Raw genomic sequence first — 23237 nt, 5'->3', positions numbered from 1 at the left:
ATCAGCCGAGCAAAAAAATTGCGATTTTTTGTTTTTCAGGTATTTGACAATCTTTAAAAAGGGGCTTTAATTCCTCAAAATCTCCTTTGAAATAACCATTTTCTGAATCTCACTGGTGCCTTCTCCGATCGTACAAAGCTTGCTGTCGCGATAGAACTTTTCTGCCGGATAATCCTTTACAAACCCATAACCTCCGAATATCTGAACTGCCTCGTTGGCAACGCGAACGGCGGTTTCAGATGAGTGATATTTCGCGACCGAGCTTGCGAGGGTTACTTTCTCGCCGGCATCTTTTAATGCAGCCGCATGGAAAGTGAGCAGTGAAGACGCCTGAACGTCGGTGTACATATCTGCCAGTTTGAAGGCAATGGCTTGGAAATCGCATATGGCTTTGCCAAACTGTTTGCGTTCTTTGGAATAGGCCAATGCAGCCTCGTACGCGCCCCAGGCCGTGCCAACGCCCAACGCCGCAATGGAAATACGGCCACCGTCGAGGACTTTGAGGGACTGGATAAATCCGTCGCCCATTTCACCGAGCCGCTGGCTGTCGGGTACGCGACAATCCTGAAATAGCAGTTCCACGGTCTCGGAAGCGCGCATTCCGAGCTTATCTTCTTTTCGACCTGCGCTGAAACCCGGTGTATTGCTATCGATGATAAATGCGGTGGCGCCGTGCTTGTCACCAGGCTGGCCGGTACGTGTCATCACGACTAGTACATCGGCACTTTTTCCGTTGGTAATAAAGTTTTTAGACCCATTGATGATCCAATAGTCACCGTCTTTCACTGCAACTGTTTGCATATTTCCCGCATCCGACCCGGTATTGGGCTCTGTGAGGCCCCATGCGCCTACGAGGTTACCGGTAGCGAGACCCGGCAGGTATCTCTGTTTTTGCTCTTCGTTGCCGAACATGTATATGTGGTTCGTACACAGAGAATTATGTGCGGCCATGGATAGCGCTACCGAAGGGTCGGTTTTGGCAAGCTCAATAATGGCTGTAACGTACTCGCGATAGCCAAGCCCGGGGCCTCCGTACGCTTCAGGTACGAGCATGCCCATGAGCCCGAGATCACCCAGTGCTTTGAAAATATCTTTCGGAAAATGTTGCTGGTCGTCCCAGGTCCGGATATGCGGCTTGATATGCAGCGTAGTAAAATCTTTGACGGTCTCTCTGATGAGGTTACAAATCTCGTCGGACGAGTTGGTGTTCACTTCTGATTTAGGTGTGTCCATAGGTGTTGATGATTATATTTGTGCGATTACCCAATGATAATGAGAAAGCGACAATTTCGCTAGCCACTAACGAACAAATCCAGGCGTCACAGGCGGACATTCGGTTAAAAAAATTACTTTTGCAACCGTCCTTACGCACTGGACTTAGTTAAGTACAATTTCCGGATTTTAATTAAATAAGTGCCGAACAGCTATACAATAATTAACCGTTTATGAAAATTGCAGTAGTAGGAACAGGATACGTAGGTTTGGTAACAGGTACCTGCTTTGCCGAGACAGGCAACCAGGTAACATGTGTCGATATCGATGTCAGAAAGGTGGAACGCCTTCAAAAAGGAGAAATACCCATTTACGAGCCGGGGTTGGATGTACTTTTCGACCGGAACGTTTCAGAAGGCCGGTTGTTATTCACGACAAACCTGGTCGAGGGGATCAAAGATGCTCAGGTGATTTTCCTGGCGTTGCCCACACCTCCGGGTGAGGATGGCTCTGCCGATCTCAAATACATTCTCAAAGTTGCGGATGACCTGGGCCCGATCCTTGATCAGTACACGGTCATCATCGACAAGAGTACCGTTCCGGTTGGGACCGCTGAAAAAGTGCAGGCGGCAATCGCGAAGAATGCCAAGGTAGAATTCGATGTAGTCTCCAATCCGGAATTCCTCAGAGAAGGAGTAGCGGTGGAAGATTTCATGAAACCTGACCGTGTGGTGGTGGGCACTTCCTCGGAAAAAGCCAAAAAGGTAATGGAAAAACTTTACGCACCACTGGTTCGGCAGGGTAACCCGGTTATCTTTATGGACGAACGTTCGGCGGAAATGACCAAATATGCGGCGAATTCATTCCTGGCGATGAAAATCACCTTCATGAACGAGATCGCCAATCTTTGCGAAAAGGTAGGTGCGAATGTGGATGATATTCGTCGTGGTATCGGTACGGACAGCCGCATTGGAAAACGCTTCCTGTTTGCGGGAATCGGATATGGCGGAAGTTGCTTTCCGAAGGATGTGCAGGCATTGGCCAAAACTTCCAAGGATTATAACTATGATTTCCGCATTCTGACGTCTGTAATGGATGTCAATGATGATCAGAAGAAAAAATTGCTGCCTATGGTTGATGGTTATTTTTCAGATGGTTTGAAAGGAAAGACCATCGCAGTGTGGGGACTGGCATTCAAACCTTATACGGATGATATCCGCGAAGCACCGGCATTGGAAAATATCGATGCATTGCTGGCGGCGGGCGCGAAAGTGACAGCCTACGATCCTGAGGCGATGAACAATGTGAAAGGCATTTTGGGTGACAAAGTTACTTTTTGTCACACCCCTTATGCTGCGCTGGACGACGCCGACGCGTTGATGATTTTCACCGAATGGCCCCAGTTCCGTACTCCGGAATTCGAAAAAATGGGTAAGCTGCTGAAAAACAAAGTGATTTTTGACGGGAGAAACCTTTATGAATTAGAGCAGATGCGCGAAATGGGGTATACCTACTACAGCATCGGCCGCGAGAAAGTGCTGCCGGCCTGATCATATAACAAGTATTTACTCTAACTTATCTCATTTTAATGAAACGTGTCTTAATTACGGGAGCAGCTGGTTTCCTGGGTTCGCATCTCTGCGAGCGTTTTTTAAAGGAGGGAATGTACGTGATCGGAATGGATAACCTGATCACCGGTGATATGCGCAATATCGAGCACCTGATGCCAAACCCAAACTTTGAGTTTAATCATCATGACGTGACCAAATTTGTGCATGTGCCGGGCGAACTGGATTATATCATGCATTTCGCCTCTCCCGCCAGTCCGATCGATTATCTGAAAATACCGATCCAAACGCTTAAAGTGGGTGCGATGGGAACACATAATCTGTTAGGGCTGGCCCGTGTTAAAAATGCTCGTTTCATCATCGCATCTACATCGGAAGTTTACGGTGACCCGCTTGTGCACCCGCAAACCGAGGACTACTGGGGCCACGTAAACCCGATCGGTCCGAGAGGTTGCTATGACGAGGCAAAGCGTTATCAGGAAGCGATCACGATGGCTTACCACCGTTACCATAACCTGGAAACCCGCATTGTCCGGATTTTCAACACTTACGGGCCCAGAATGCGCCTCAATGATGGCCGGGTATTGCCCGCGTTTATTGGGCAGGCATTACGGGGTGAAGACATTACCGTTTTCGGTGACGGTTCACAAACCCGCTCTTTCTGCTATGTAGATGATTTGGTTGAAGGGATTTATCGTCTGCTTTTAAGCGACTACTCCCTGCCGGTGAATATTGGTAACCCGAAAGAGATCACGATCGGACAGTTTGCCGAAGAGATCATCCAGTTGACCGGTACCGATCAGAAAGTGGTTTACAAGCCGCTTCCCCAGGATGATCCGAAGCAGCGTCAGCCGGATATTTCGAAGGCCAAGGAAATTCTCGGATGGGAACCGAAAGTATCGCGCGAGGAAGGTTTGCGCATTACTTACGATTACTTCCGCAACCTGCCAAAGGAGCGTTTGTACGAAGAGTCGAACCACCGGGGATTTGAAGGGTTCAGCAAAAGCAACTAGTTACAAAAACAAAAAACCCGCATCCGGCGGGTTTTTTGTTGGTTAAAAGCAGGAATCAGTCTTAGACTTCCATGATCTCCCTTTCCTTAGCGGAGAATATCTGTTCGACTTTCGCAATGTAGCTGTCGGTAAGTTTTTGCACACGGTCCTCGCTGGCCTTGACCAAATCCTCGGAAACGCCTTCCTTAGTTAGCTTTCTCAATGAATTGTTCGCATCCTGACGAATATTGCGGACATTGATCTTGGCTGTTTCAATCTCATTCTTTGCGCGCTTCACAAGCTCTCTTCTGCGTTCTTCGTTCAATGGCGGCACAGAAATCCGGATCATCTCTCCGTCGTTGGATGGTGCAAAACCCAGGTTCCCGTTACGGATCGCTTTTTCGATATCATTGATGATCTTACGCTCAAAAGGTTTGATAGCGATGGTTCTCGCATCGGGCGTGTTGATGGTCGCTACATTTTGCAGCGGAGTCATTGAACCATAGTATTCGATCTGAAGACCTTCCAGCATTTGAGGGGATGCTTTTCCGGCGCGGATTTTACCCAATTCAATAAGCAGGTGTTTGATTGCGCCCTCCATGGTATCCTTGGCGTCATCCAGATATAATTCTATTTCTTCCATTGTTTTATAGTAAGCTGTATAATTCTATTGGTTCGATATCAGGGTGCCTACATCTTCGCCCATCACCAGGTCATACAGGTTCCCCGGCTTGTTCATGTCGAATACAATGATCGGGAGGTCATTTTCCTTGCAAAGCGTGAAGGCGGTAAGGTCCATGATCTTGAGGTTTTTAGCCAGCGCTTCGTCAAAGGTAAGTTGGGTATATTTCGTAGCGGTCGGATCCTTCTCCGGGTCGGCAGTGTAAACGCCGTCGACGCGTGTTCCCTTCAAAACGACTTCCGATTCTGATTCGATGGCGCGCAGCCCCGCAGTGGTGTCCGTTGTGAAGTAGGGGTTTCCGGTGCCCGCACCGAAAATCACCACGCGTCCTTTTTCGAGGTGACGGATAGCCCGTCGCCGGATCAATGGCTCACATACCTGCTCCATTTTAATGGCCGACATCAGCCGTGTATTCACGCCATGTTTTTCGAGAGAACTCTGGATAGCCATGCCGTTAATGACTGTTGCCAGCATTCCCATATGATCGCCCTGCACACGATCGATCCCGGATTTTTCTACGGATGCTCCCCGGAAAATATTTCCACCACCAATTACGATCGCAACCTGAACGCCTACCTCGGTAATCCTTCTGATTTCCTTGGCATAATTGTCGAGAATGTTAAAGTCAATGACCTGGGCTTTATCGCCCCCGTTGAGTGCTTCTCCGCTGAGTTTGAGTAATAAACGTTTGAATTTTGGTTCCGGCATGGTAATGATGTGGTGTTTTGATCCGTAAAAATAAGCGTGTGAAGTTCAGATTCACAAGTAATTTAGTGAAACTCCAATAATACCTGGTTTTTTTCAACAATCTGGCCGGGCGATACTTTCAATGTTTTGATCACGCCACTGCCGGAAGATTTGATCACGTTCTCCATTTTCATAGCAACGAGCACCAGCAGGTTGTCACCCTTGCTGATTTGGTCGCCTTCGGATACCGCGATAGACTGTATCAGGCCAGGCATAGGCGCTTTTACATTGTTGATTTTTTGAGCGGAACCATTCTGCATGCCCATTCCTTCGAGCAACAGATCGAGGTGATCCTTGGCAGTGGTATAATAATGCTGGCCGTTGATCACTAAATGCGCTGTTTTTTCAGCGGCATTTTGATCAACGATCTCGATATTGTAGGATTTGTTTTTCCAGATAACGTGGAAGCGGTTCGGTCCGATGGCTACGATGTCACCATCAAACGTCGTACCGTCAACGGACCATTCTTCTTTCCCGTGGTCGATTTCAAATGTCTTTTCCTGTGACAGGCTTGGAGAAGAATCTCCGGCAGGACTGTTTCCGACGTTGACTTTCAGCATACCACTTCGCTATAGTCGTTGGAAACCTCTTTGAGTATGCTGTTCAGTTCTTCAAAAGTCATAGCTTCCACCAGTCTCATGCGGTATGGTTTGAAATGTTCAAGTCCTTTGAAATAGTTGGTGTAATGTCTGCGCATTTCAAATACTCCGGCAACAGGTCCTTTCCAGCGAATGGAAAATTCAAGGTGCCTGCGGCATACATCTACGCGTTGTTCCATCGTGGGCGGTGCGAGCTTTTCGCCGGTCTTCATATAATGTTTGATCTCATTGAAGATCCAGGGGTTGCCAATCGTCGCACGGCCGATCATAATCCCGTCTACGCCATATTTATCCCGGTATTCGAGCGCCTTTTCCGGGCTGTCCACATCTCCGTTTCCAAAGATCGGGATGGTAATCCGCGGGTTCTCCTTGATCCTGGCTATAAGCGACCAATCCGCGGAGCCCTTGTACATCTGCACACGTGTACGCCCGTGGACAGACAGGGCCTTGATGCCAATGTCCTGAAGACGCTCGGCCACTTCCTCGATATTTTTAGTATTGTCATCCCAGCCCAGCCTTGTCTTCACCGTAACCGGCAAATGCGTTGACTTGATTACGGATTCGGTCATTTTGACCATTTTCGGGACATCCTGCAATAGGGCAGCACCTGCTCCGCGGCAGGCCACGTTCTTAACCGGGCACCCGTAGTTGATGTCGATGAGATCAGGATTGACCCGCGAAGCTATTTCCGCACAGGAGCCCATTGTTTCGACATCACTGCCAAACAACTGGATTCCCACCGGGCGCTCGTACTCGAAAATGTCCAGCTTCTGAACGCTCTTGGCCGCATCGCGGATAAGGCCTTCGGAAGATACGAACTCCGTATACATGAGGTCAGCGCCGTTTTCCTTGCACACAGCCCGAAACGGAGGGTCGCTTACATCTTCCATGGGTGCCAGCAGCAGCGGGAAGTCACTCAGCGCTATATTTCCAATTTTTACCATTTTCGGTTCATCCATACTTCGCAATGAAAGCGTTCCCGGGATAAAGCCCTGTGGGAAGCTGACTTACGAAGCCCTTATTTATAAATTGATAATAAACTGTAAATTTACACCAATTATGCAAAATAGTAACCCGAATCTGGTTGTTTCCCGCGTACCTGGCACCTGGGGCAGTTTATTGGTCTTAATAGGCTTTGTACTGATCGGTATGGCCGTGGGCAATATTTTGGCAGTTATGATTCTGGCCATTTACCTCTCGGCGGACACCGATGGTGTAGCAACACTCCTCGGTCAATTACTTAGCGAACCTGAAAAAGTCCAAAACGGATGGAATGCGCTGATGATCCTGCAAGGCACGGTCCACTTTTTTTCTTACCTGCTGCCATCCCTGATTTTCTGGATTTACATAGAGCGGAAATCCATCCGGCAGTTCAGTACTGGCAAAGTACCTGCATTATATATCTGGCTGCTGGCGTTTGTGCTGGTGCTTGCTTTTATCCCGGTTAACAGCAAGTTTATTGAGTGGAATGCGGCGATGGACCTTCCGGATCCCTTGTCGGGCCTTGAAAAATGGATGCGGGAAAAGGAAGATCAGCTTTCGGTTATGACTGCATTTCTTACCAGCTACAAGGATTTCGGCCAGCTGCTGATCGCCTTGTTTGTCGTGACCCTTTTGCCGGCTTTTGGGGAAGAAGTGCTCTTCCGCGGGGTGATTCAGACCAAGCTGTTACAGCACCTGAATAATGTTCATGTGGCAATATGGCTGGCAGCGGCTATTTTTAGCGCCATCCATTTTCAGTTTTACGGTTTTTTGCCTAGAATGATGCTCGGGGCACTGTTCGGGTATTTATATTATTGGACCGGCAGCCTTTGGGTCGCAGTTCTGGCGCACTTTGTTAACAATGGTTTCGTGCTGGTGATGATGTACCTGCATAATATCAAAGCAATTAAAATCAATATCGAGGAGACCAAATCAATGCCCCTGATGTTGATATTGGCTTCTTTGGTTGTTTCTCTGGGAATCTTGCAGGTAATCAGAAAGAGCGGAGCCGGGATGAAGCGTTTCAATGAGTTGTAGATTAGAATATTAAAGAGATAGATAGAATGGATGAGAATTGGGCGAAGGCCTATCAGAGCGGACAAATGATCCGGGCGGAGATTGCCCGGGAAATTTTGGAACAGAATGGGATAGCAGCGGTGATCGTGAACAAACAGGACAGTAGCTATCCAATTTTTGGAATGTGTGAAGTCCATGTGCCCGCGGACCAACTGTTGAAAGCCCAAACTATACTGACGAATGAAGACGCGCTTAAACAGTCTGAGTAATTTACAACAACGAACCATCACGGCGCTGGCAGGCGTATTTGTCATTATCGGTTGTATTGTTTACAGTGAATGGACTTTCCTGTTGCTCTTTTGCGCTATCAGTTCGCTGACGCAGCTTGAATTTTATAAGTTGCTTGGCCTGGACGGAAACCAGCCCCTCACATATTATGGTACCTTCTGTGGCACAGTCATGATGTTGCTTGCGTATCTGATAGAACAGGACATTGTCAAGTTTGAAAATTACTTCATTATCAGCCCGTTGCTGTCGATGATATTTTTTATCAAGCTTTACAAGAAGAACGATCTCAAGCCATTTACGAATATTGGTTTTACATTTCTGGGAATCATTTACGTAGCACTGCCTTTCGCATTGATCATCGTCATGGCGATGAGGGGTGGGCATTATAATTATGAAATAGTCTTAGGTAGCCTGCTATTACTTTGGGCTTCCGACATCGGCGGATATTTTGCAGGTACGAAATTTGGGAAGAGAAAGCTGTTTGAGCGGATTTCGCCTAAAAAGTCCTGGGAAGGAGCGATAGGGAGCGCATTGTTTGCGGCGGTCATCGCGTTTGCTCTGGGGCATTATTTCCGTACCTTCGAGCCTTGGAAATGGTACTGTATCGGGGCTATCATCGTGGTGGTTGGTACTTACGGCGATCTGGTGGAATCTTTGTTTAAAAGAAGTATTGCTATCAAAGACTCGGGTAGTAGTATTCCGGGGCATGGCGGTTTTCTCGACAGATTTGATGGTCTTTTATTATCGGCCCCATTTATTGTCACTTTTTTAAAGTTATTTTCCTGAGTGAAACGGCTTTGTATGGAACACGGGGCAATCCCCGGTTACAAAGGGTCGTTTGATATGAAGGAATGGGTTTTTACACATCAGTGTAAAACAGGGAACGGAAAGTTGTAATTGTGCTCATAGGCTTACAGGAAGGGTTTTCCTGAGGTATAATCTGGAAGGAATGAAACGTAGTTTTTTGATATTTTTCCTGGTATTTGCAGGGATGTTGGGTTTCCGGGACGCGTTTGCGCAGGGAGAGCAGAAGGCCATTATCTTCTCGGGCGTAGTCGTAGGAGGCAAAACGACCGAGCGGTTGCCGGGCGCAACGATTTTCATTGTGAATGCGGGGCGGGGAACGCTGGCCAAAAGTGACGGATCCTTTACGATTCCCGTTTTCCCGGGCGACAGTATTGTTTTTAGCTACGTCGGCTATAAAAAGCAATATCATATTGTTCCCAGAAATTATAATTCAGAACTGTACTCTGCTATTGTAGCACTTCGCGAGGACGTTGTAACGCTCTCTGGAGTGACCATCTATCCCTATTCGACAGAAGAAGAATTCAAGAAGGCGTTTCTTGCCCTTAAATTACCGGATCAGGCCGAACGCGATGCATTGGCTAAAAGCACTGACCCGGACTATATCAACCGATTGGCCGCACAGATGCCTAACAATGCGCAAACAAATTATCGGTACTCCATGGACCAGCTGATGTTTGGGCGTGAATCGGCAGCCAATAAAGGTTTTGCAACCAGTTTCCCATTCCTGAACCCTTTCGCGTGGGCGAAGTTTATCAAATCGGTGAAAAACGGGGATCTCAAACAGAAGGACTGGCGCAAGGAACTTAATGCAACACCGCGGGAGAACATCACCAAACAGGATTTTATCGCGCCTAGCCAAAGCGAAATTGATGCTGCCAAGAAGAATAGCAGCGGTAACTGATTACTGGTTTCCCAACCCGAATTTGATGAGATCCAGATCCTTCCCGTCGAAGGTCGCGTAGTATTGCTGCGTAACCCATTCTCCCAGGTTAATGTACCGGGCGTTTTCGGCTACGTGCATGTCGAGGGTGAGATGCCTGTGCCCGAAAACATAGAAGTCGTGATGGGTGGTGGATTCAACTTCCCGGCAGTATATGAAAAGCCATTCGTTATCCTCCCCCAGAAACCGCTCTTCCCCCTTATTGACATTGGCTAAGCGGCTTTTTCTCGACCAGGCGGTTGCGATCCACATCCCCACGTCGGGATGGACCATCCGGAACAGCCATTGAAAGAAGGAGTTTTCAAAGACCTTTTTTAGAAACTTGTAGGTGTGATCACCCGGCCCGAGTCCATCGCCGTGACCTACCAATAGCTGTTTCGAACCTGATTCCGACGTTATTGTAAAACTAACGGGATTTCGATAAATTACAGCACCCAACTCCTCGGTCAGATAACCCGACATCCACATATCGTGGTTGCCTGTGAAAATAATCAGCTCGATACCTGCGTCAGCCAGCTCTGCCAGCTTTCCCAGCAGCCGTACAAAGCCCTTTGGAACAGCTCGGCGGTATTCAAACCAGAAATCGAAGATGTCTCCTACCAGGAAGATCGCCTGCGCGTCGGCCCGGATGGATTCCAGCCAGTTGACGATCAGCCTCTCCCGTTCCCGACTGGCGGAAGCGGTGGGTACGCCGAGGTGATAATCTGAAGAGAAGTAAATGCGACGGCCTGGCTTGAGCGTAATGCTTTTTTTCTGAAACTGAAGACTCATGTAGATGTGACAAATGCGGTGCAATTTACAATGTTCGCTCCAAATGGCCTAAGAGGAGGCCTTTCCGGTATATTCAACCACTAACTCAAATAATGTCAGTGACTTGTGCTTAAATGTGTAAATTTAATATAGTGATCACCCCATTTAAATTTACTGCACATGGAGAAGTTAACGAACAGTTTTGTACATGGCGCGTTACTGCTGATGGCGGTTTCAGGTGTGTCTTTTGCCCAGGTGAGGATTAATGACCCCGGACGGGTGGTAGAGCGGCAAGCGGAGAACAGGGCCAATCGAAAAATTGATCAGGCTGTTGACAAAGGTTTTGATTCCCTGGAAGAAGGAGTTGGAAATTTATTTAAGAAAAAGGAGAAAAAAGCGGCCGATAATCCTGATAAGACAAATGCCAACGGTCGGTCAGAAAATGGTGGTAATACCAAAGGTGAGGACAATACCCAGGCCGGAGAGAACAGCGTTCCTGCCAGTCTTGAAAAGCCCAGCCTGAAATCATACAGCAAATTCGATTTTATTCCGGGAGAGAAGATCGTAGCGGTGGAAGATTTTTCGCAGGACGCCGTGGGTGATTTTCCCGCGAAATGGAATACCAATTCATCCGGTGAAGTCGTGACGATCGAGGGAACGGAAGGTAAGTGGTTGATGCTAGGGCCGGAAGGGGTCTTTTATCCCGAATTTGTGGCAGCATTACCGGAAAATTTTACATTGGAATTCAATCTGGCTACTACTTCGGAATTTAGTTACTATTCCGGTTTCTTGCGGACAGTCATTGCGGAAGTGCCGGTCCCCGCGAAAGAGTTTACGAACTGGAAGTGGTATGACGGGGACAAAAAGAATGGACTGGAACTGGGCCTGCACCCGAGCGATGCCGGAGGAAGTCAGGGCATTGCTGCATTTAACGTGTTTGGTGAGGACGGGAGTTCGATTATGAAAAATGAAAAGAGTTTTCCTGCCTTTCATGTACCGGAACATAATGTGGTAAGGGTCTCGCTCTGGCGACAGAAAACGCGACTTAGGCTGTATGTGGACGACTTTAAAGTATGGGACCTGCCGAGGGCATTCGATGCTACACGGAAATACAATTTCATCGCTTTCTCCAATCATGGGTATCACGAAGAGGCCAACCGCTATTTTGTTTCGAATCTCAGAGTAGCGGTCGGTGCACCCGACACACGTAACAAGCTGATCACCGAGGGGAAGTTTTCTACAACCGGGATATTGTTTGATGTGAATTCCGCGGGTATCAGACCCGAATCTTATGGAACGCTGAAAGAGATCGCGGCGGTGCTCACCGAGAATGGGACTGTAAAAGTGAAAATCATCGGGCATACGGACTCCGATGGGGACGATGCCCAGAATACTGCTTTATCAAAAAAGAGAGCGGAGGCGGTGAAAGCAGCATTGGTATCGGATTTTGGGATCGATGGTTCCCGGATGCAGACCGATGGAAAGGGGGAATCGGAGCCAGCTGCGTCCAACACTACGCTGGAAGGTAAGGCAGGCAACCGGCGTGTGGAATTTGTGAAAATATAGCCGCGGCATGGTTTTTCGATGCGCTCTTTCTAGCTTGCAATCATTTAATGAATCAATGAAATGAAACGTTACTTCATATTTTCTGTCCTGTTGATATGTCTTTGGATGATGTCGGTTGCGACTTTTGGCCAGACGGCGAAAAAGATACCGGCGGACAAACAACGGGCGCTATTATGGAAACCTGAGAAAGGGCAGTACTATTTCAGCCATTCTATGATTTTCAACTACGAGAACAAGGCTGAGAAAACAAGCGGCACCATTAAAGTATACCTGGACCCGGTGAGCGGTGCCATGTGCTTTGTCAGGGAAAGCAGCTTCGGGCAAGGCGGGAAGGCTTTCGATTTCATCATCGGGTTTGCGGATGGCAAATATATTTATTGCGGAGTGGATGAAGCAGGGAAGAAAGTGAAAGTCAATGAAACGGTGAAAGAGTTTAGGCCCGATGCGGACACCAAAAAGCAGCAGCAGGACGATTTTACGACCTACTGTGTGCCTACCGAGAATAAGCGTGAAGAATTTGGATTTGCCAGTACGGAATATGACCTCACCTATGCTACTTCCGGAAGTAAGGAGAAGATATGGCTGATCAGGACCCCGTTCAGCGTGTATCCGCTATATGGACTCGAATTTGTGGAAGGGGCGGTTAGCTTGCCAGTTTCGTTTGACTACATGAACTTGCTTCCGTCCGACCTGCTGTTGTCGGAAATCAATTCCAAAGACCTGGTATTAAAGCTGACCAGTTTCGGGAAAGACCCTTACACGGCTAATATGAAAGGCTACCAGCTTTTAAAGGTAAATGATTGACAAAAGAGTCCGGCCAACTACCGGACTCTTTTGTTCTTAGGCATTTTCGGTCTGTGCGCGCTCGGCCATCACTTCGGCGAGTGGGCGCATGTTGGCAGGAATTTCCTGCTGTTCATCCTCCTCTTTGGTATAAGGGAACACATCCAGAATAGGAGTAAGATTGATATCGGTTGTCTCGTAGGGGATCAGGAAATTACGCATGCTCTCATTGATCCTGTCAAGTGCCTGTTGGATTCCATCAGCATTCACCAGCATGTAATTGACGATTTTCTTTTCCTTTCCGCTCTTCTCGTCTACAGAGAAGTAAATAACCTTCGCTTTGAACCACTGCTCACCCTCCTCGTACGCGAAAAGGTCGGCCAGACGCATGCGTGTAATGGCAGTCACACTGAAATCGCTGGCGCCCGTGACGATCTGCTTGTAAAGCCTCGCTTCAGACTCGGTGTATGAAATCGCATCTACCAGATACGTCTCATTGATCGTTTTCAAGCTTCCCGCTTCATCTTCTTTTTGATACCGAATTTTTCCTAAATACCAGCTGGCCATAATCGTGTTGATTGTTGAAAATAAGAGTCTGCAAATGTAGATGCTTGGGTTAAAGCACGCAAAAAATAATCCATAAACTAATAATCCTCCCTGTTTGTATGCGTTCTGATAGCTACTGTTTAACTTGCGCAAAATAGAATTCTAATGAAAAAACACATTTGGATGGTCGTAATCGCCCTGGTTGCGGCCGTAATGACGGGTTGTGGAGTGAGCCGGCAGGTGTCGGAAGCGAAGACTTTTGGAGATTGTAAATATAACATCGCATCGGTGGACAGCGTCTATCTCGCAGGCATTGATGTGAGGGAATTTAAGAATATCAAGAGCTTTAACGATTTCGATCTTGCGCGGTATCCCGGACTGGCAATGGGGTTGTTAAGAAAGAATGTTCCGTTGGATCTGCGGGTCAACGTTGATATCACAAATCCGACCCGGAAACGCGCGGCCATTAATCAGCTGGAATACCGGGTATTGTTGTCTGAAAGTGAGATTTTTAACGGATATTTAAGCCAGTTGATCGAAGTGCTGCCCGGTACAACACCGACACGGGTGCCCGTCAGCCTCAAAACGAATGCATATCAGTTAATTTCCAACGATCAGACCAGGGATCAATTTATCAATATGATTCTGGCGTTGACCGGTAAATCGGATGCAAAACCTGCAAAATTCGTAGTAAAAGTCAGGCCAACATTGGATATTGCCGGTAAGCAGGTCAACTACCCCGGCTACATCACTTTTGAAAAAGAAATAACCAGTCAGATGATTACCGGTACGCGGTAAACCTAACTGAATAAATAGCTCCAAACTCCAACTGCACACTGTTTTGGAATCATTTTATGAGAATCCTCATTTGTTTGAGTATTACAGCATAGTTGTAGCCATGCTCCTGCTTTTCAGCGCTACATTTTTTTTTGAAAAAATACAGTCGTGGCGGAAGTGGCTGGGAATTGGATTACTTACTGCGCCGATTCTTTATTTTTTCCTTATCCTGGATGCGCATACCCTCAACATTCCCTACACGGATGATTTCAATTTACTTGAAACAGTAGAGAAATTCCGGAGGGCGGATGGCTTCATTGAATACTTGAAAATCCTTTTTGAGCAGGTCAATCAGCACAGGTTCGGATTTGAGCGGATTGTGATGTTGGTGATGATATTGTTTACAGGGACGGTGAACATCAAAACGCAGATCCTGATCGGAGACCTTTTTCTGTTCGGGATCTGCTATTTGCTGTTCCTGAATTTGAAAAAGGAACGCATATCCTGGTATTATTTCATACCAGTCCCATATGTCATTTTCAATCTGGTCTATTTTGAAAATGCTTTCTGGGGGATTGCGGCTTTACAGAACACGCCGCTGATTTTCTTCGCATTACTTTCCGCATATGGTTTGGCCAGGGAAGACAGGAAGGGCTTCTGGATCGGACTGCTGGCGGCCTTGTTAACCACATTTACAAGTGGGAGCGGCATGCTCACCTTGCTCATCGGTATAGTCATGCTGGTTTTTCAAAAGCGTTTCAAGGACCTGCTATGGTGGGTTTTGGCCACTGTTTCAATCCTGCTTTTTTATTTTCTTTTCGATTACGTTTTCATTACATCTCCGGGCGAGAAGGTTTGGGATCATCCTTTTTTTAATATCCTTTTTGTGTTTTCGTTTTGGGGTAATGCGCTGTTTTTTGATGTCCGGCATCCGCTGGTGTCGTTGTTTCATCAGGATCTGATCGCTTGTGTGCTGCTTGGGGCAGCTATTGCATTGGTGTTTGCCATCTGGACTTTGAGATTGCTTATAAGGCGTAAGCCCGTATGGAGTGACTGGTTTTTATGGGGAGCAATGATGTTTGTGATGGGTACCGGTGTAATGTTCGTGATCAGCAGGCCGATCAACAACTATGTCATGTACGGTGGAACTGTCTTTTCCCGTCGGTATATGACTTTTGGCGTAGTTTTGCTGGCTGCCTGCTATGTGTGTCTGGTGCTTTTGGCTAAAAACTCGAAACCGTGGAAAAACCTGGTACTTGCAACGGGGGCGGCGGGTTTCCTGATCTTGAATTTTGTAAGTTACTATCTCTCAATCGAGCAGATCAGAAAAATGCATGATGAGCTCGTTATAGACAGCTACTTTTGGAAAAATTACAGCACTTTTCTCTCGGTCGGAGATAAGTTTACGGATATTCCTTTCTGGAATCACCCGACCAGGATGCGGGATCTGATTATAAGTCTTGAATCGGAGGGGCTAACGGATTTTTACCAATTTTACGACATGCCAGGGCATCGGACGTTAATCCGGGAGACAGCTTCTGAGAATCAAATGTTTGAAGGGGACTTCAACGCAGTTTCGCAATACCGGAATGGAGAGAATAATCACTACCTGAAGTATTTCAAGTTCTTTGTTACACCAAAGACGGAGCCCAAAGGGACATTTTACTTCGTCCTGGAATCTGATAAATGGAATATCGTACTTCCGGCAGTCCGGGTTCCGAATACGGTTTCCGATTTTTTACAAAAAGCTACATATTACAGTAACAATTACCAGTATTCGCTGTATAAACCAAAGCTTCCGGAGGGGAAATACCGCGTTTGGATCATGTCGCGCGGTGAATCCGGCAAATGGGAGTCGGTTTACACCGGGAAACAGGTGCTTTTCTATTAAGCCGCATTGAACGGCGTCCCTCATTTATGCAAATACTTACTTATAACCTCAACGGCATCCGTGCCGCATTAAAAAATGGTCTGCTCGGTTGGCTTCAAACCACACCGGCGGACATCCTTTGCTTTCAGGAAGTTAAAGCGACACCGGACGTTGTCGATTTATCCGGCTTTCGGGAGCTTGGCTATGAGCTCGCAGGATGGCATGCCGCGGAAAAAAAAGGATACAGCGGAGTAGCTATCTTTTCTAAAATCAAACCTGATCAGGTCATTGCCGGCTGTTCGATCCCGGCTTACGATTCGGAAGGCCGCGTATTGCGAGCCGATTTCGGTGACATAACTGTGCTGAATTGTTACTTTCCTTCCGGAACTAGTGGTGAAATACGGCAGGGAGTCAAAATGAAATTCCTTACTGATTTCTTTGAATGGGTTAATGAACTGCGGAAAGAGCGGCCTAACCTCATTATCTGCGGGGACTATAATATAGCCCATACCGAAATCGATATCCATGATCCGGTGCGGAACCGGAAATCGTCGGGCTTCCTTCCCGAGGAGCGTGCCTGGATGACACAATGGTTTGGAAATGGCTATACCGATGCTTTTCGCTTCAAAAACCCGACATTACGGGAGTATTCCTGGTGGACCTATCGCGCCGGGGCGAGGGGGAATAACAAGGGGTGGCGTATTGACTATATTTCTGTGGCGGATACTCTCAAAGATCGCATTGTGGCAAGCCGGCAGTTCAACGATGCCGTCCATTCGGACCATTGCCCGGTGTGGTTGGAAATTGGTTAGCAACCTGTCCCTGACGTACTTTCAATAGCGGTGATATTTGCTTATTTTTGATAGAAGCGAAAACTCAATGAGTGTTATGAACATTTCAATGCCGGTAACTTTAAGAATGGGTGACCTGATGAGTGACGAAGAATTCTTTCAGTTCTGTCAGATAAACGACACACTGGAGTTCGAAAGGGACTCGAATGGAAATATTATAGTTATGTCCCCAACGGGTTCTTTTAGTGGTAATCTCAATCTCCGGGTTTCCGGATTGTTATTCGTTTGGAATGAGCGGTCTGGGCTTGGTGAAGCATTTGATTCGTCAACGGGCTTCACTTTACCAAATGGCGCTGTGAGGTCTCCCGATGCTTCCTGGATCAGGAAGGACAGATGGATCGAGCTGTCACAATCCGAAAAAGAGCGTTTTGCACCTGTTTGTCCCGACTTTGTTGTAGAGATACGCTCCAAGACGGGTGATTTGAAATATCTGCTGGAAAAAATGAAGGAATACGTCGCGAATGGCGCAAGGCTAGGTTGGTTGATTGACCGTTTCGATCGCAAGGCATACGTATTCAGAGGCGATGGCTCGGCGTCCGTGGAGGAGTTCGATGTCGTGCTCTCCGGGGAAGACGTCCTTCCGGGATTTTCCCTTGACCTGGGCTTGCTGATTAAATAGACCCCATCTTTATTTCTTCAAAATTAATACATTTTGTTTCGTTACTTCCTTATTTACAAGCCATTCGGAATGCTTTCACAGTTCACACGCGAAGGCGATCATCAAACAATAGCAGATCTGGATTTCGATTTTCCAAAAGATGTCTACCCTGTCGGACGGCTGGACGCGGATAGTGAAGGGTTGTTGCTTCTGACCAATGATAATTTCCTCAAAACAAAGCTGCTGGAACCTCGTAATAAGCATACACGCACATATTATGTACAGGTAGAGGGCGAAGCGACAGAAGCTGCCTGCATGCAGTTAAGCACGGGCGTAAATATTTCTGTCAATGGCAAGCAGTATAAAACGCTTCCTGCCAAAGTAGCGGTCATTGAGGAGCCAGTGCTTCCGGAGCGTAACCCGCCAATCCGGTTTCGCAAAAGCATACCTACTTCGTGGCTGTCGGTTACATTGCATGAAGGTAAGAACCGGCAGGTGCGCCGGATGACTGCGAGTGTAGGATTTCCAACGCTCCGGCTTGTGCGATGGGCTATCGGAAAAATTTCATTGAAGAACATAAAAATAAATTTTCCTAACCCCGGGGACGTATGGGAAGTTACGCCGGAAGAGGCAAAGCTTTTTTACGAAAGGAGCTTTTGATCAGCCGATAAAACATCCAGCCAGCCTTGCCAAACCGGAGAGAAGGCTTAATTTTGTACAAATCCTGTTCTTAAAATTAGGCTGATAATTGGCAAAGGCACACAAAGAAACTCCGCTTAATAAACAATACAATCAGATCAAAACGAAGTACCCGGGAGCGCTTTTGCTTTTCAGGGTCGGCGATTTTTATGAGACTTTTGGAGAGGATGCAGTAAGGGCGTCCAAGATTCTGGGCATCGTGCTCACGCGCCGGAACAACGGAGGCTCGCACGAAGAACTAGCCGGTTTCCCTCACCATTCACTCGATAACTACCTTCCCAAGCTCGTCCGTGCTGGCGAGCGTGTGGCCATATGCGATCAGCTCGAAGATCCCGCAACTGCCAAAGGCATTGTAAAGCGCGGTGTTACCGAATTAGTTACGCCTGGTGTTTCATTCAATGATAATGTGCTGGATATCCGCAGGAATAATTACCTCGCGGCAGTGCATGTGGCATCGGACGATCTCTACGGGATTGCTTTTCTCGACATTTCGACGGGCGAATTCATGGCTTCGCAGGGGAATGCTGCTTACATCGACAAGATGTTGCAGGGCTTCGGACCGTCGGAAGTGCTTTATTGCAAAAAGCATAAGCAGGAATTTCAGCAGCTTTTCGGAGGCAAATATCATACTTTCCATCTGGAAGACTGGTGCTTCGGCTATGACTATGGTTATGAGCAGCTTACCGGTCATTTTCAAACGACGACTTTAAAAGGGTATGGCATTGAGTCCTTGCCGATGGGAATAATTGCTGCAGGCGTGATCCTGCATTACCTGCGCGAAACGGAACATAAGGAGACGGCGCATATCAGCCGCATTACGAGGCTGGAAGAGGAGAAATATGTTTGGTTAGACCGTTTTACGGTTCGCAATCTTGAATTGGTACACGCCCAGCAGGAGGGCGGTGTTCCATTGATCGACATTCTGGATAAGACCGTCACCCCAATGGGCGCGCGGCTGTTGCGGAAATGGATGGTCTTGCCATTGAAGGATAAAGCGCCCATCGAGGAGCGTCTTGACGCAGTGGCTCATTTCCTGGGCCACGAGGAATTGCACGAGTCCCTTGTTCAATATTTCAAACAGATAGGGGACCTCGAACGCCTTATTTCCAAAGTGGCGGTGAAACGTATCAACCCGCGCGAACTAGTCCAGCTCAAAAAGTCGTTGAAACAAATTGCTCCGGTTAAGGAGCTGTTAGCAGAGGGCATTCTCGCTAAATTTGCTGAGCAGTTGGATGCTTGTGACGAACTGGTTGATAAAATCGAAAACGAGCTCCGTGACGACGCACCCGTGCTGTCTAACCAGGGCAGGATGATTAAAAGTGGGGTAGACGCCGAGCTGGATGAACTGCACGGCATATCCTACGAAGGAAAGGACTACCTCATCCGACTACAAAACCGCGAGATTGAGCGAACCGGGATCGGGTCGCTGAAAATAGCATATAACAAGGTTTTCGGATATTATCTTGAAGTAACGCACGCCCACCAGAACAAAGTCCCTGCGGACTGGATCAGAAAGCAGACACTGGTGAATGCAGAGCGCTACATTACACCGGAACTCAAGGAGTACGAGGAGAAGATCCTGAACGCGGAGGACAGGATCGCCGTCATCGAGTTCAGAATCTTCAGTGAGATTGTACAAACGGCCTCAAAATACGTGGCTGCCATACAGCAAAATGCAATGATGATCTCCGCGCTCGACGTACTGAGCTCTTTCGCGCTGGTAGCGCGGAAGAATAAATATGCGAAACCGGTGATCAGCGAAGGGAATGAGCTGGACATCAAAGACGGACGTCATCCGGTGATCGAGCAGCAGCTTCCTACCGGCGAAAGCTATGTGCCGAACGATGTTTATCTCGACGACACTACCCAGCAGATCATCATCATCACAGGTCCCAACATGGCCGGTAAATCCGCATTGCTCCGGCAAACAGCCTTGATCGTGCTGATGGCTCAGATGGGATCCTTCGTGCCGGCCAAATCGGCGGTAGTAGGGTTGGTGGATAAGGTCTTCACCCGTGTAGGCGCGAGCGATAATCTCAGCCGTGGAGAAAGTACGTTTATGGTGGAAATGACCGAGACCGCCAGTATCCTGAATAACCTCAGCGACAAGAGCCTGGTGCTGATGGATGAAATCGGACGGGGGACAAGCACCTACGATGGTGTTTCCATTGCCTGGGCCATTACGGAATATCTTCATAATCAGTCGAATTGCCGGGCCAAGACCCTTTTTGCCACACACTACCACGAATTGAACCAGCTTGCCGAAGATTTCCCGAGGATTAAAAACTTCAACGTGGCGGTGAAGGAGGTAGATAATAAGGTGGTTTTTCTCCGGAAACTCAAACCCGGCGGAAGTGCCCACAGCTTCGGTATCCATGTAGCGCAGATTGCCGGGATGCCGCAACCGATCGTGCTGCGCGCAAGTGAGATCATGCACCATCTCGAAAAAGACCACGTGGCGCATGAGCACAAGAAACGCGTCAAGGAAATCCCCAAGAACAATTTTCAGCTTAGTATTTTCGAGCCGGCCGACCCGCGCCTGGAAGAGCTCAAGGAAAAGCTTTCGCTGGTGGATGTCAACACACTTTCGCCGATCGAGGCGCTGCTTAAACTGAACGAGTTCCAGAAAATCATCAAGAAGTGACACCATATTTCCAATTTTGTATCAATAAATCTCCTATACCTTTTTTATGAAAAACTCGACCCGTTTTCAGTTGATGGCCATGATGTTCCTGCTCTATTTCATATGGGGCTCATGGTATGGGCAAATGAGCAAGTATATGTTTACTGAGCTGGGGGCGACGGGCGTCCAGGTGGGGAATGCTTATGCTGCCTTTTCAATTGCAATGATCATCGCACCTTTCTTTGTGGGGATGATTGCCGACCGTTATTTTGCTGCACAGAAGGTATTGGGGATACTGAGCCTTGCCGGGGCAGCAATCCTTTATGTATTAGCGGAGATTAAAGATCCGGATACATTTTTCTGGGTGATATTGCTGTACTGCATCACTTTTGCTCCCGCCATGTCGCTCACCACTTCCATTGCCATGCAGCAGGTGACCAATTCAGAGAAGGATTTCCCCGCCATCCGGGTAATGGGTACTATCGCCTGGATTGCGGTAACCAATATTATCGGCTACTATAACATCGGTGGAAGTGCCATTATCTTCAAAATTTCCATGTTTTCTGCCGCATTCCTGGGGGTTTATTCATTCTTTTTGCCTGATACCCCTCCAAAGCCAAGCTCACACACGACATTTGCCGATATTCTTGGCTTGGATGCATTCAAATTATTTAAAGACCGCTCTTTTGCGATTTTCTTCATCTCTTCACTGCTGATATGCATCCCGCTGTCATTTTATTATGCAATGGCCAACCCATCGCTAACGGATTCAGGAATGACCAATGTGGAGAACAAGATGTCGCTGGGGCAGGCTTCCGAGGTGGTGTTCATGTTGCTTATTCCATTTGCATTTGCCCGTTTTGGCGTTAAATGGATGCTTGTGGTGGGTCTGATTGCCTGGATTATCCGCTTCATCGGTTTTGGTTATGGCGATGCGTCCAGCGAGTGGCTGCTTTATCTTGCGATTGTCCTTCACGGAGTTTGTTACGACTTCTTCTTTGTAACCGGCCAGATTTACACAGACAGCAAAGCGGGAGAGAAATACCGTTCATCGGCACAGGGGCTGATCTCTATCGCAACTTACGGTATCGGTATGGGTATTGGTTCATGGATCGCCGGTATCGTGGCCGATATGTACACGGTAGACAACGTGAAAAACTGGACGAGCATCTGGATGGTGCCGGCGGGCATCGCGGCAGTGGTGCTGGTGCTTTTTGTGTTGTTCTTCCGGGATAACAAAATCAAAGCAACCGCATGAAATCATTCATAACCATCGGCCTTCTGATATTATCGAATGCATTCATGACCATGGCATGGTATGGGCATTTGAAATTCAAGGAGCTCGGTTGGTTTAGCAAATTAGGGCTGTTCTCCGTTATTCTCATTAGTTGGGGAATAGCCCTTTTTGAATACTGTTTTCAGGTCCCCGCTAACAGGATCGGGTTCAAGGAAAACGGAGGTCCGTTTTCTCTGGTGGAACTGAAAGTGATTCAGGAGGTGATCACTCTCGTGATATTTACCCTTTTCACACTGGTCTTTTTCAAGACAGAAACCTTTCGATGGAACCACCTTGTCGGCTTTCTCTTCCTGATACTGGCGGTTTATTTCATATTCAGGAAATGAAAAACGGCCTGCAAGTTTCGCTTGCAGGCCGTTTTTCTATTGTTAGTACCAATCTTTGTCTTCATCATAGCGACGCCCGAAATCTTTCGAACCTCCGCCGCCTTTTTTACTGTACCGGTCTTCGAACTTGGAAGGTCGGCCTCCCTGGTGGCGGTTATGGTCATGTGGCTTATCGTGACCATGTCCCCGGTCGCGTGGCTTGTCGGCATTGCGGAAACCGCCACCACCCGAGAAACCACGATCGCCGCTTGCGCTCCTCTCGTTGCCGGCAGGACGGTCAGGTTTTGCCGGCAAGTCATCATCATCCGGTTCATCGTCGTCACCTGTCTGCGGCCTGGTATAATCCCTTCCGGTATTTCTGTCTTGCGTATTTGTTCTGTTACCTGCGGAATCTCCACCCGGTCTCGGCCGGTTAAAGCCCTCCCTGCCGCGTGAATCGGGCCGGGGAGCACCGCTGTCGCCTCTGGGTTCTTTCTTTTGGGATTCATTCACAACCAGTGGCCTGCCATACATATCAGCACCGTTCAATGCATTAATAGCTGCTCTGGCCTCGATTTCATCTGGCATTTCGACAAACCCGAAACCTTTACTTTGACGCGTGATCTTGTCAATGATAATTTTCGCCGAGCTCACTTTGCCATACTTTTCGAAAGCTTCACGCAGCTCGCTTTCCTTTAACTTAAAAGAAAGACTCCCAACAAAAATGTCCATGAAACGC

24 protein-coding genes are annotated in these 23237 nt (G+C 47.7%); 16 read left to right on the top strand and 8 right to left on the bottom strand.

All coding sequences use genetic code 11. The features are described 5' to 3' along the window. Nucleotides 1-66 precede the first annotated feature (66 nt). Nucleotides 67-1233, bottom strand: coding sequence for an acyl-CoA dehydrogenase family protein (locus tag BP71_RS18425; RefSeq protein WP_496381810.1), 1167 nt, complete (start codon nucleotides 1231-1233; stop codon nucleotides 67-69). 212 nt (nucleotides 1234-1445) lie between these two features. On the opposite strand from BP71_RS18425, the gene BP71_RS18420 reads away from it, so the two are divergent. Both BP71_RS18420 and BP71_RS18415 read left to right on the top strand, forming a co-directional pair. After that, entirely contained in the window at nucleotides 1446-2762 is a 1317-nt protein-coding gene (locus tag BP71_RS18420; RefSeq protein ID WP_496381808.1) for a UDP-glucose dehydrogenase family protein, read from the top strand. 38 nt (nucleotides 2763-2800) lie between these two features. Beyond that, a complete protein-coding gene (locus tag BP71_RS18415; RefSeq protein WP_496381806.1) occupies nucleotides 2801-3793 on the top strand; it encodes a UDP-glucuronic acid decarboxylase family protein in 993 nt (330 codons plus the stop codon). 61 nt (nucleotides 3794-3854) lie between these two features. Here BP71_RS18415 and frr read toward each other — a convergent pair whose 3' ends face one another. The 4 genes from frr to dusB form a co-directional block, all read right to left on the bottom strand. Further along, nucleotides 3855-4415: a ribosome recycling factor gene (gene frr / locus BP71_RS18410; RefSeq protein WP_496381804.1), complete on the bottom strand. Its 561-nt coding sequence runs from the start codon at nucleotides 4413-4415 to the stop codon at nucleotides 3855-3857. 24 nt (nucleotides 4416-4439) lie between these two features. Beyond that, entirely contained in the window at nucleotides 4440-5162 is a 723-nt protein-coding gene (gene pyrH, locus BP71_RS18405) for a UMP kinase (protein WP_496381802.1), read from the bottom strand. Between the two features lie 62 nt (nucleotides 5163-5224). Next, nucleotides 5225-5761, bottom strand: a complete 537-nt coding sequence (locus BP71_RS18400) for an acyl-CoA carboxylase biotin carboxyl carrier protein subunit (RefSeq protein WP_496381801.1) — start codon at nucleotides 5759-5761, stop codon at nucleotides 5225-5227. Further along, complete coding sequence (gene dusB / locus BP71_RS18395; protein ID WP_496381869.1) at nucleotides 5755-6744, bottom strand: tRNA dihydrouridine synthase DusB; 990 nt, start codon at nucleotides 6742-6744, stop codon at nucleotides 5755-5757. Before dusB ends, BP71_RS18400 begins: the two co-directional genes overlap by 7 nt. 115 nt (nucleotides 6745-6859) lie before the next feature. Between dusB and BP71_RS18390 the strand changes: the two genes are divergently transcribed. The 4 genes from BP71_RS18390 to BP71_RS18375 all read left to right on the top strand — a co-directional run bounded on the left by BP71_RS18390 (nucleotide 6860) and on the right by BP71_RS18375 (nucleotide 9794). Further along, nucleotides 6860-7819, top strand: coding sequence for a CPBP family intramembrane glutamic endopeptidase (locus tag BP71_RS18390; protein ID WP_496381799.1), 960 nt, complete (start codon nucleotides 6860-6862; stop codon nucleotides 7817-7819). 26 nt (nucleotides 7820-7845) lie between these two features. Further along, nucleotides 7846-8067, top strand: coding sequence for a putative signal transducing protein (locus BP71_RS18385; protein WP_496381797.1), 222 nt, complete (start codon nucleotides 7846-7848; stop codon nucleotides 8065-8067). Beyond that, the gene (locus tag BP71_RS18380) at nucleotides 8039-8872 is read left to right on the top strand and encodes a phosphatidate cytidylyltransferase (protein ID WP_496381796.1); all 834 of its coding nucleotides are present in this window, start codon (nucleotides 8039-8041) and stop codon (nucleotides 8870-8872) included. Before BP71_RS18385 ends, BP71_RS18380 begins: the two co-directional genes overlap by 29 nt. A gap of 163 nt (nucleotides 8873-9035) precedes the next feature. Further along, entirely contained in the window at nucleotides 9036-9794 is a 759-nt protein-coding gene (locus BP71_RS18375; protein WP_496381794.1) for a carboxypeptidase-like regulatory domain-containing protein, read from the top strand. On the opposite strand, the gene BP71_RS18370 is transcribed toward BP71_RS18375, so the two are convergent. Beyond that, nucleotides 9795-10604: a UDP-2,3-diacylglucosamine diphosphatase gene (locus BP71_RS18370; protein WP_496381792.1), complete on the bottom strand. Its 810-nt coding sequence runs from the start codon at nucleotides 10602-10604 to the stop codon at nucleotides 9795-9797. Between the two features lie 159 nt (nucleotides 10605-10763). On the opposite strand from BP71_RS18370, the gene BP71_RS18365 reads away from it, so the two are divergent. Further along, nucleotides 10764-12149, top strand: coding sequence for an OmpA family protein (locus BP71_RS18365; RefSeq protein ID WP_496381790.1), 1386 nt, complete (start codon nucleotides 10764-10766; stop codon nucleotides 12147-12149). Between the two features lie 60 nt (nucleotides 12150-12209). Next, the gene (locus BP71_RS18360) at nucleotides 12210-12953 is read left to right on the top strand and encodes a hypothetical protein (protein WP_496381788.1); all 744 of its coding nucleotides are present in this window, start codon (nucleotides 12210-12212) and stop codon (nucleotides 12951-12953) included. A gap of 36 nt (nucleotides 12954-12989) precedes the next feature. Here BP71_RS18360 and BP71_RS18355 read toward each other — a convergent pair whose 3' ends face one another. Then, nucleotides 12990-13499 carry a DUF4494 domain-containing protein gene (locus BP71_RS18355; RefSeq protein ID WP_496381786.1) on the bottom strand — a complete coding sequence of 170 codons (510 nt, stop codon included), beginning with the start codon at nucleotides 13497-13499 and terminating at the stop codon, nucleotides 12990-12992. Nucleotides 13500-13643: 144 nt separating this feature from the next. On the opposite strand from BP71_RS18355, the gene BP71_RS18350 reads away from it, so the two are divergent. The 8 genes from BP71_RS18350 to BP71_RS18315 all read left to right on the top strand — a co-directional run bounded on the left by BP71_RS18350 (nucleotide 13644) and on the right by BP71_RS18315 (nucleotide 22519). Continuing rightward, on the top strand, nucleotides 13644-14276 hold the full coding sequence (locus BP71_RS18350) for a hypothetical protein (RefSeq protein WP_496381784.1): 633 nt from the start codon (nucleotides 13644-13646) through the stop codon (nucleotides 14274-14276). A gap of 43 nt (nucleotides 14277-14319) precedes the next feature. Beyond that, nucleotides 14320-16146, top strand: coding sequence for a hypothetical protein (locus BP71_RS18345; protein WP_496381782.1), 1827 nt, complete (start codon nucleotides 14320-14322; stop codon nucleotides 16144-16146). Nucleotides 16147-16172: 26 nt separating this feature from the next. Then, nucleotides 16173-16937 carry an exodeoxyribonuclease III gene (locus BP71_RS18340; protein ID WP_496381780.1) on the top strand — a complete coding sequence of 255 codons (765 nt, stop codon included), beginning with the start codon at nucleotides 16173-16175 and terminating at the stop codon, nucleotides 16935-16937. 76 nt (nucleotides 16938-17013) lie between these two features. Continuing rightward, nucleotides 17014-17595, top strand: a complete 582-nt coding sequence (locus BP71_RS18335; RefSeq protein ID WP_496381779.1) for a Uma2 family endonuclease — start codon at nucleotides 17014-17016, stop codon at nucleotides 17593-17595. A gap of 33 nt (nucleotides 17596-17628) precedes the next feature. Then, nucleotides 17629-18234 carry a pseudouridine synthase gene (locus BP71_RS18330; protein ID WP_496381777.1) on the top strand — a complete coding sequence of 202 codons (606 nt, stop codon included), beginning with the start codon at nucleotides 17629-17631 and terminating at the stop codon, nucleotides 18232-18234. An 88-nt stretch (nucleotides 18235-18322) separates the two neighbouring features. Then, entirely contained in the window at nucleotides 18323-20917 is a 2595-nt protein-coding gene (gene mutS / locus BP71_RS18325; protein WP_496381775.1) for a DNA mismatch repair protein MutS, read from the top strand. A 46-nt stretch (nucleotides 20918-20963) separates the two neighbouring features. Continuing rightward, entirely contained in the window at nucleotides 20964-22154 is a 1191-nt protein-coding gene (locus BP71_RS18320) for an MFS transporter (protein ID WP_496381773.1), read from the top strand. After that, nucleotides 22151-22519, top strand: a complete 369-nt coding sequence (locus tag BP71_RS18315; RefSeq protein WP_496381771.1) for a DMT family protein — start codon at nucleotides 22151-22153, stop codon at nucleotides 22517-22519. The genes BP71_RS18320 and BP71_RS18315 overlap by 4 nt, the downstream gene beginning before the upstream one ends. Before the next feature lie 42 nt (nucleotides 22520-22561). Here the strand turns inward: BP71_RS18315 and rbp are convergent, their stop codons facing one another. Then, nucleotides 22562-23230, bottom strand: coding sequence for an RNA-binding regulator (gene rbp, locus BP71_RS18310; RefSeq protein ID WP_496381769.1), 669 nt, complete (start codon nucleotides 23228-23230; stop codon nucleotides 22562-22564). Nucleotides 23231-23237 lie beyond the last annotated feature (7 nt).

This window comes from Dyadobacter ginsengisoli DSM 21015 (assembly GCF_059568735.1).
The sequence above is the reverse complement of the archived record's forward strand: the minus strand, read 5'-3'. Positions and strand labels throughout refer to the sequence as shown.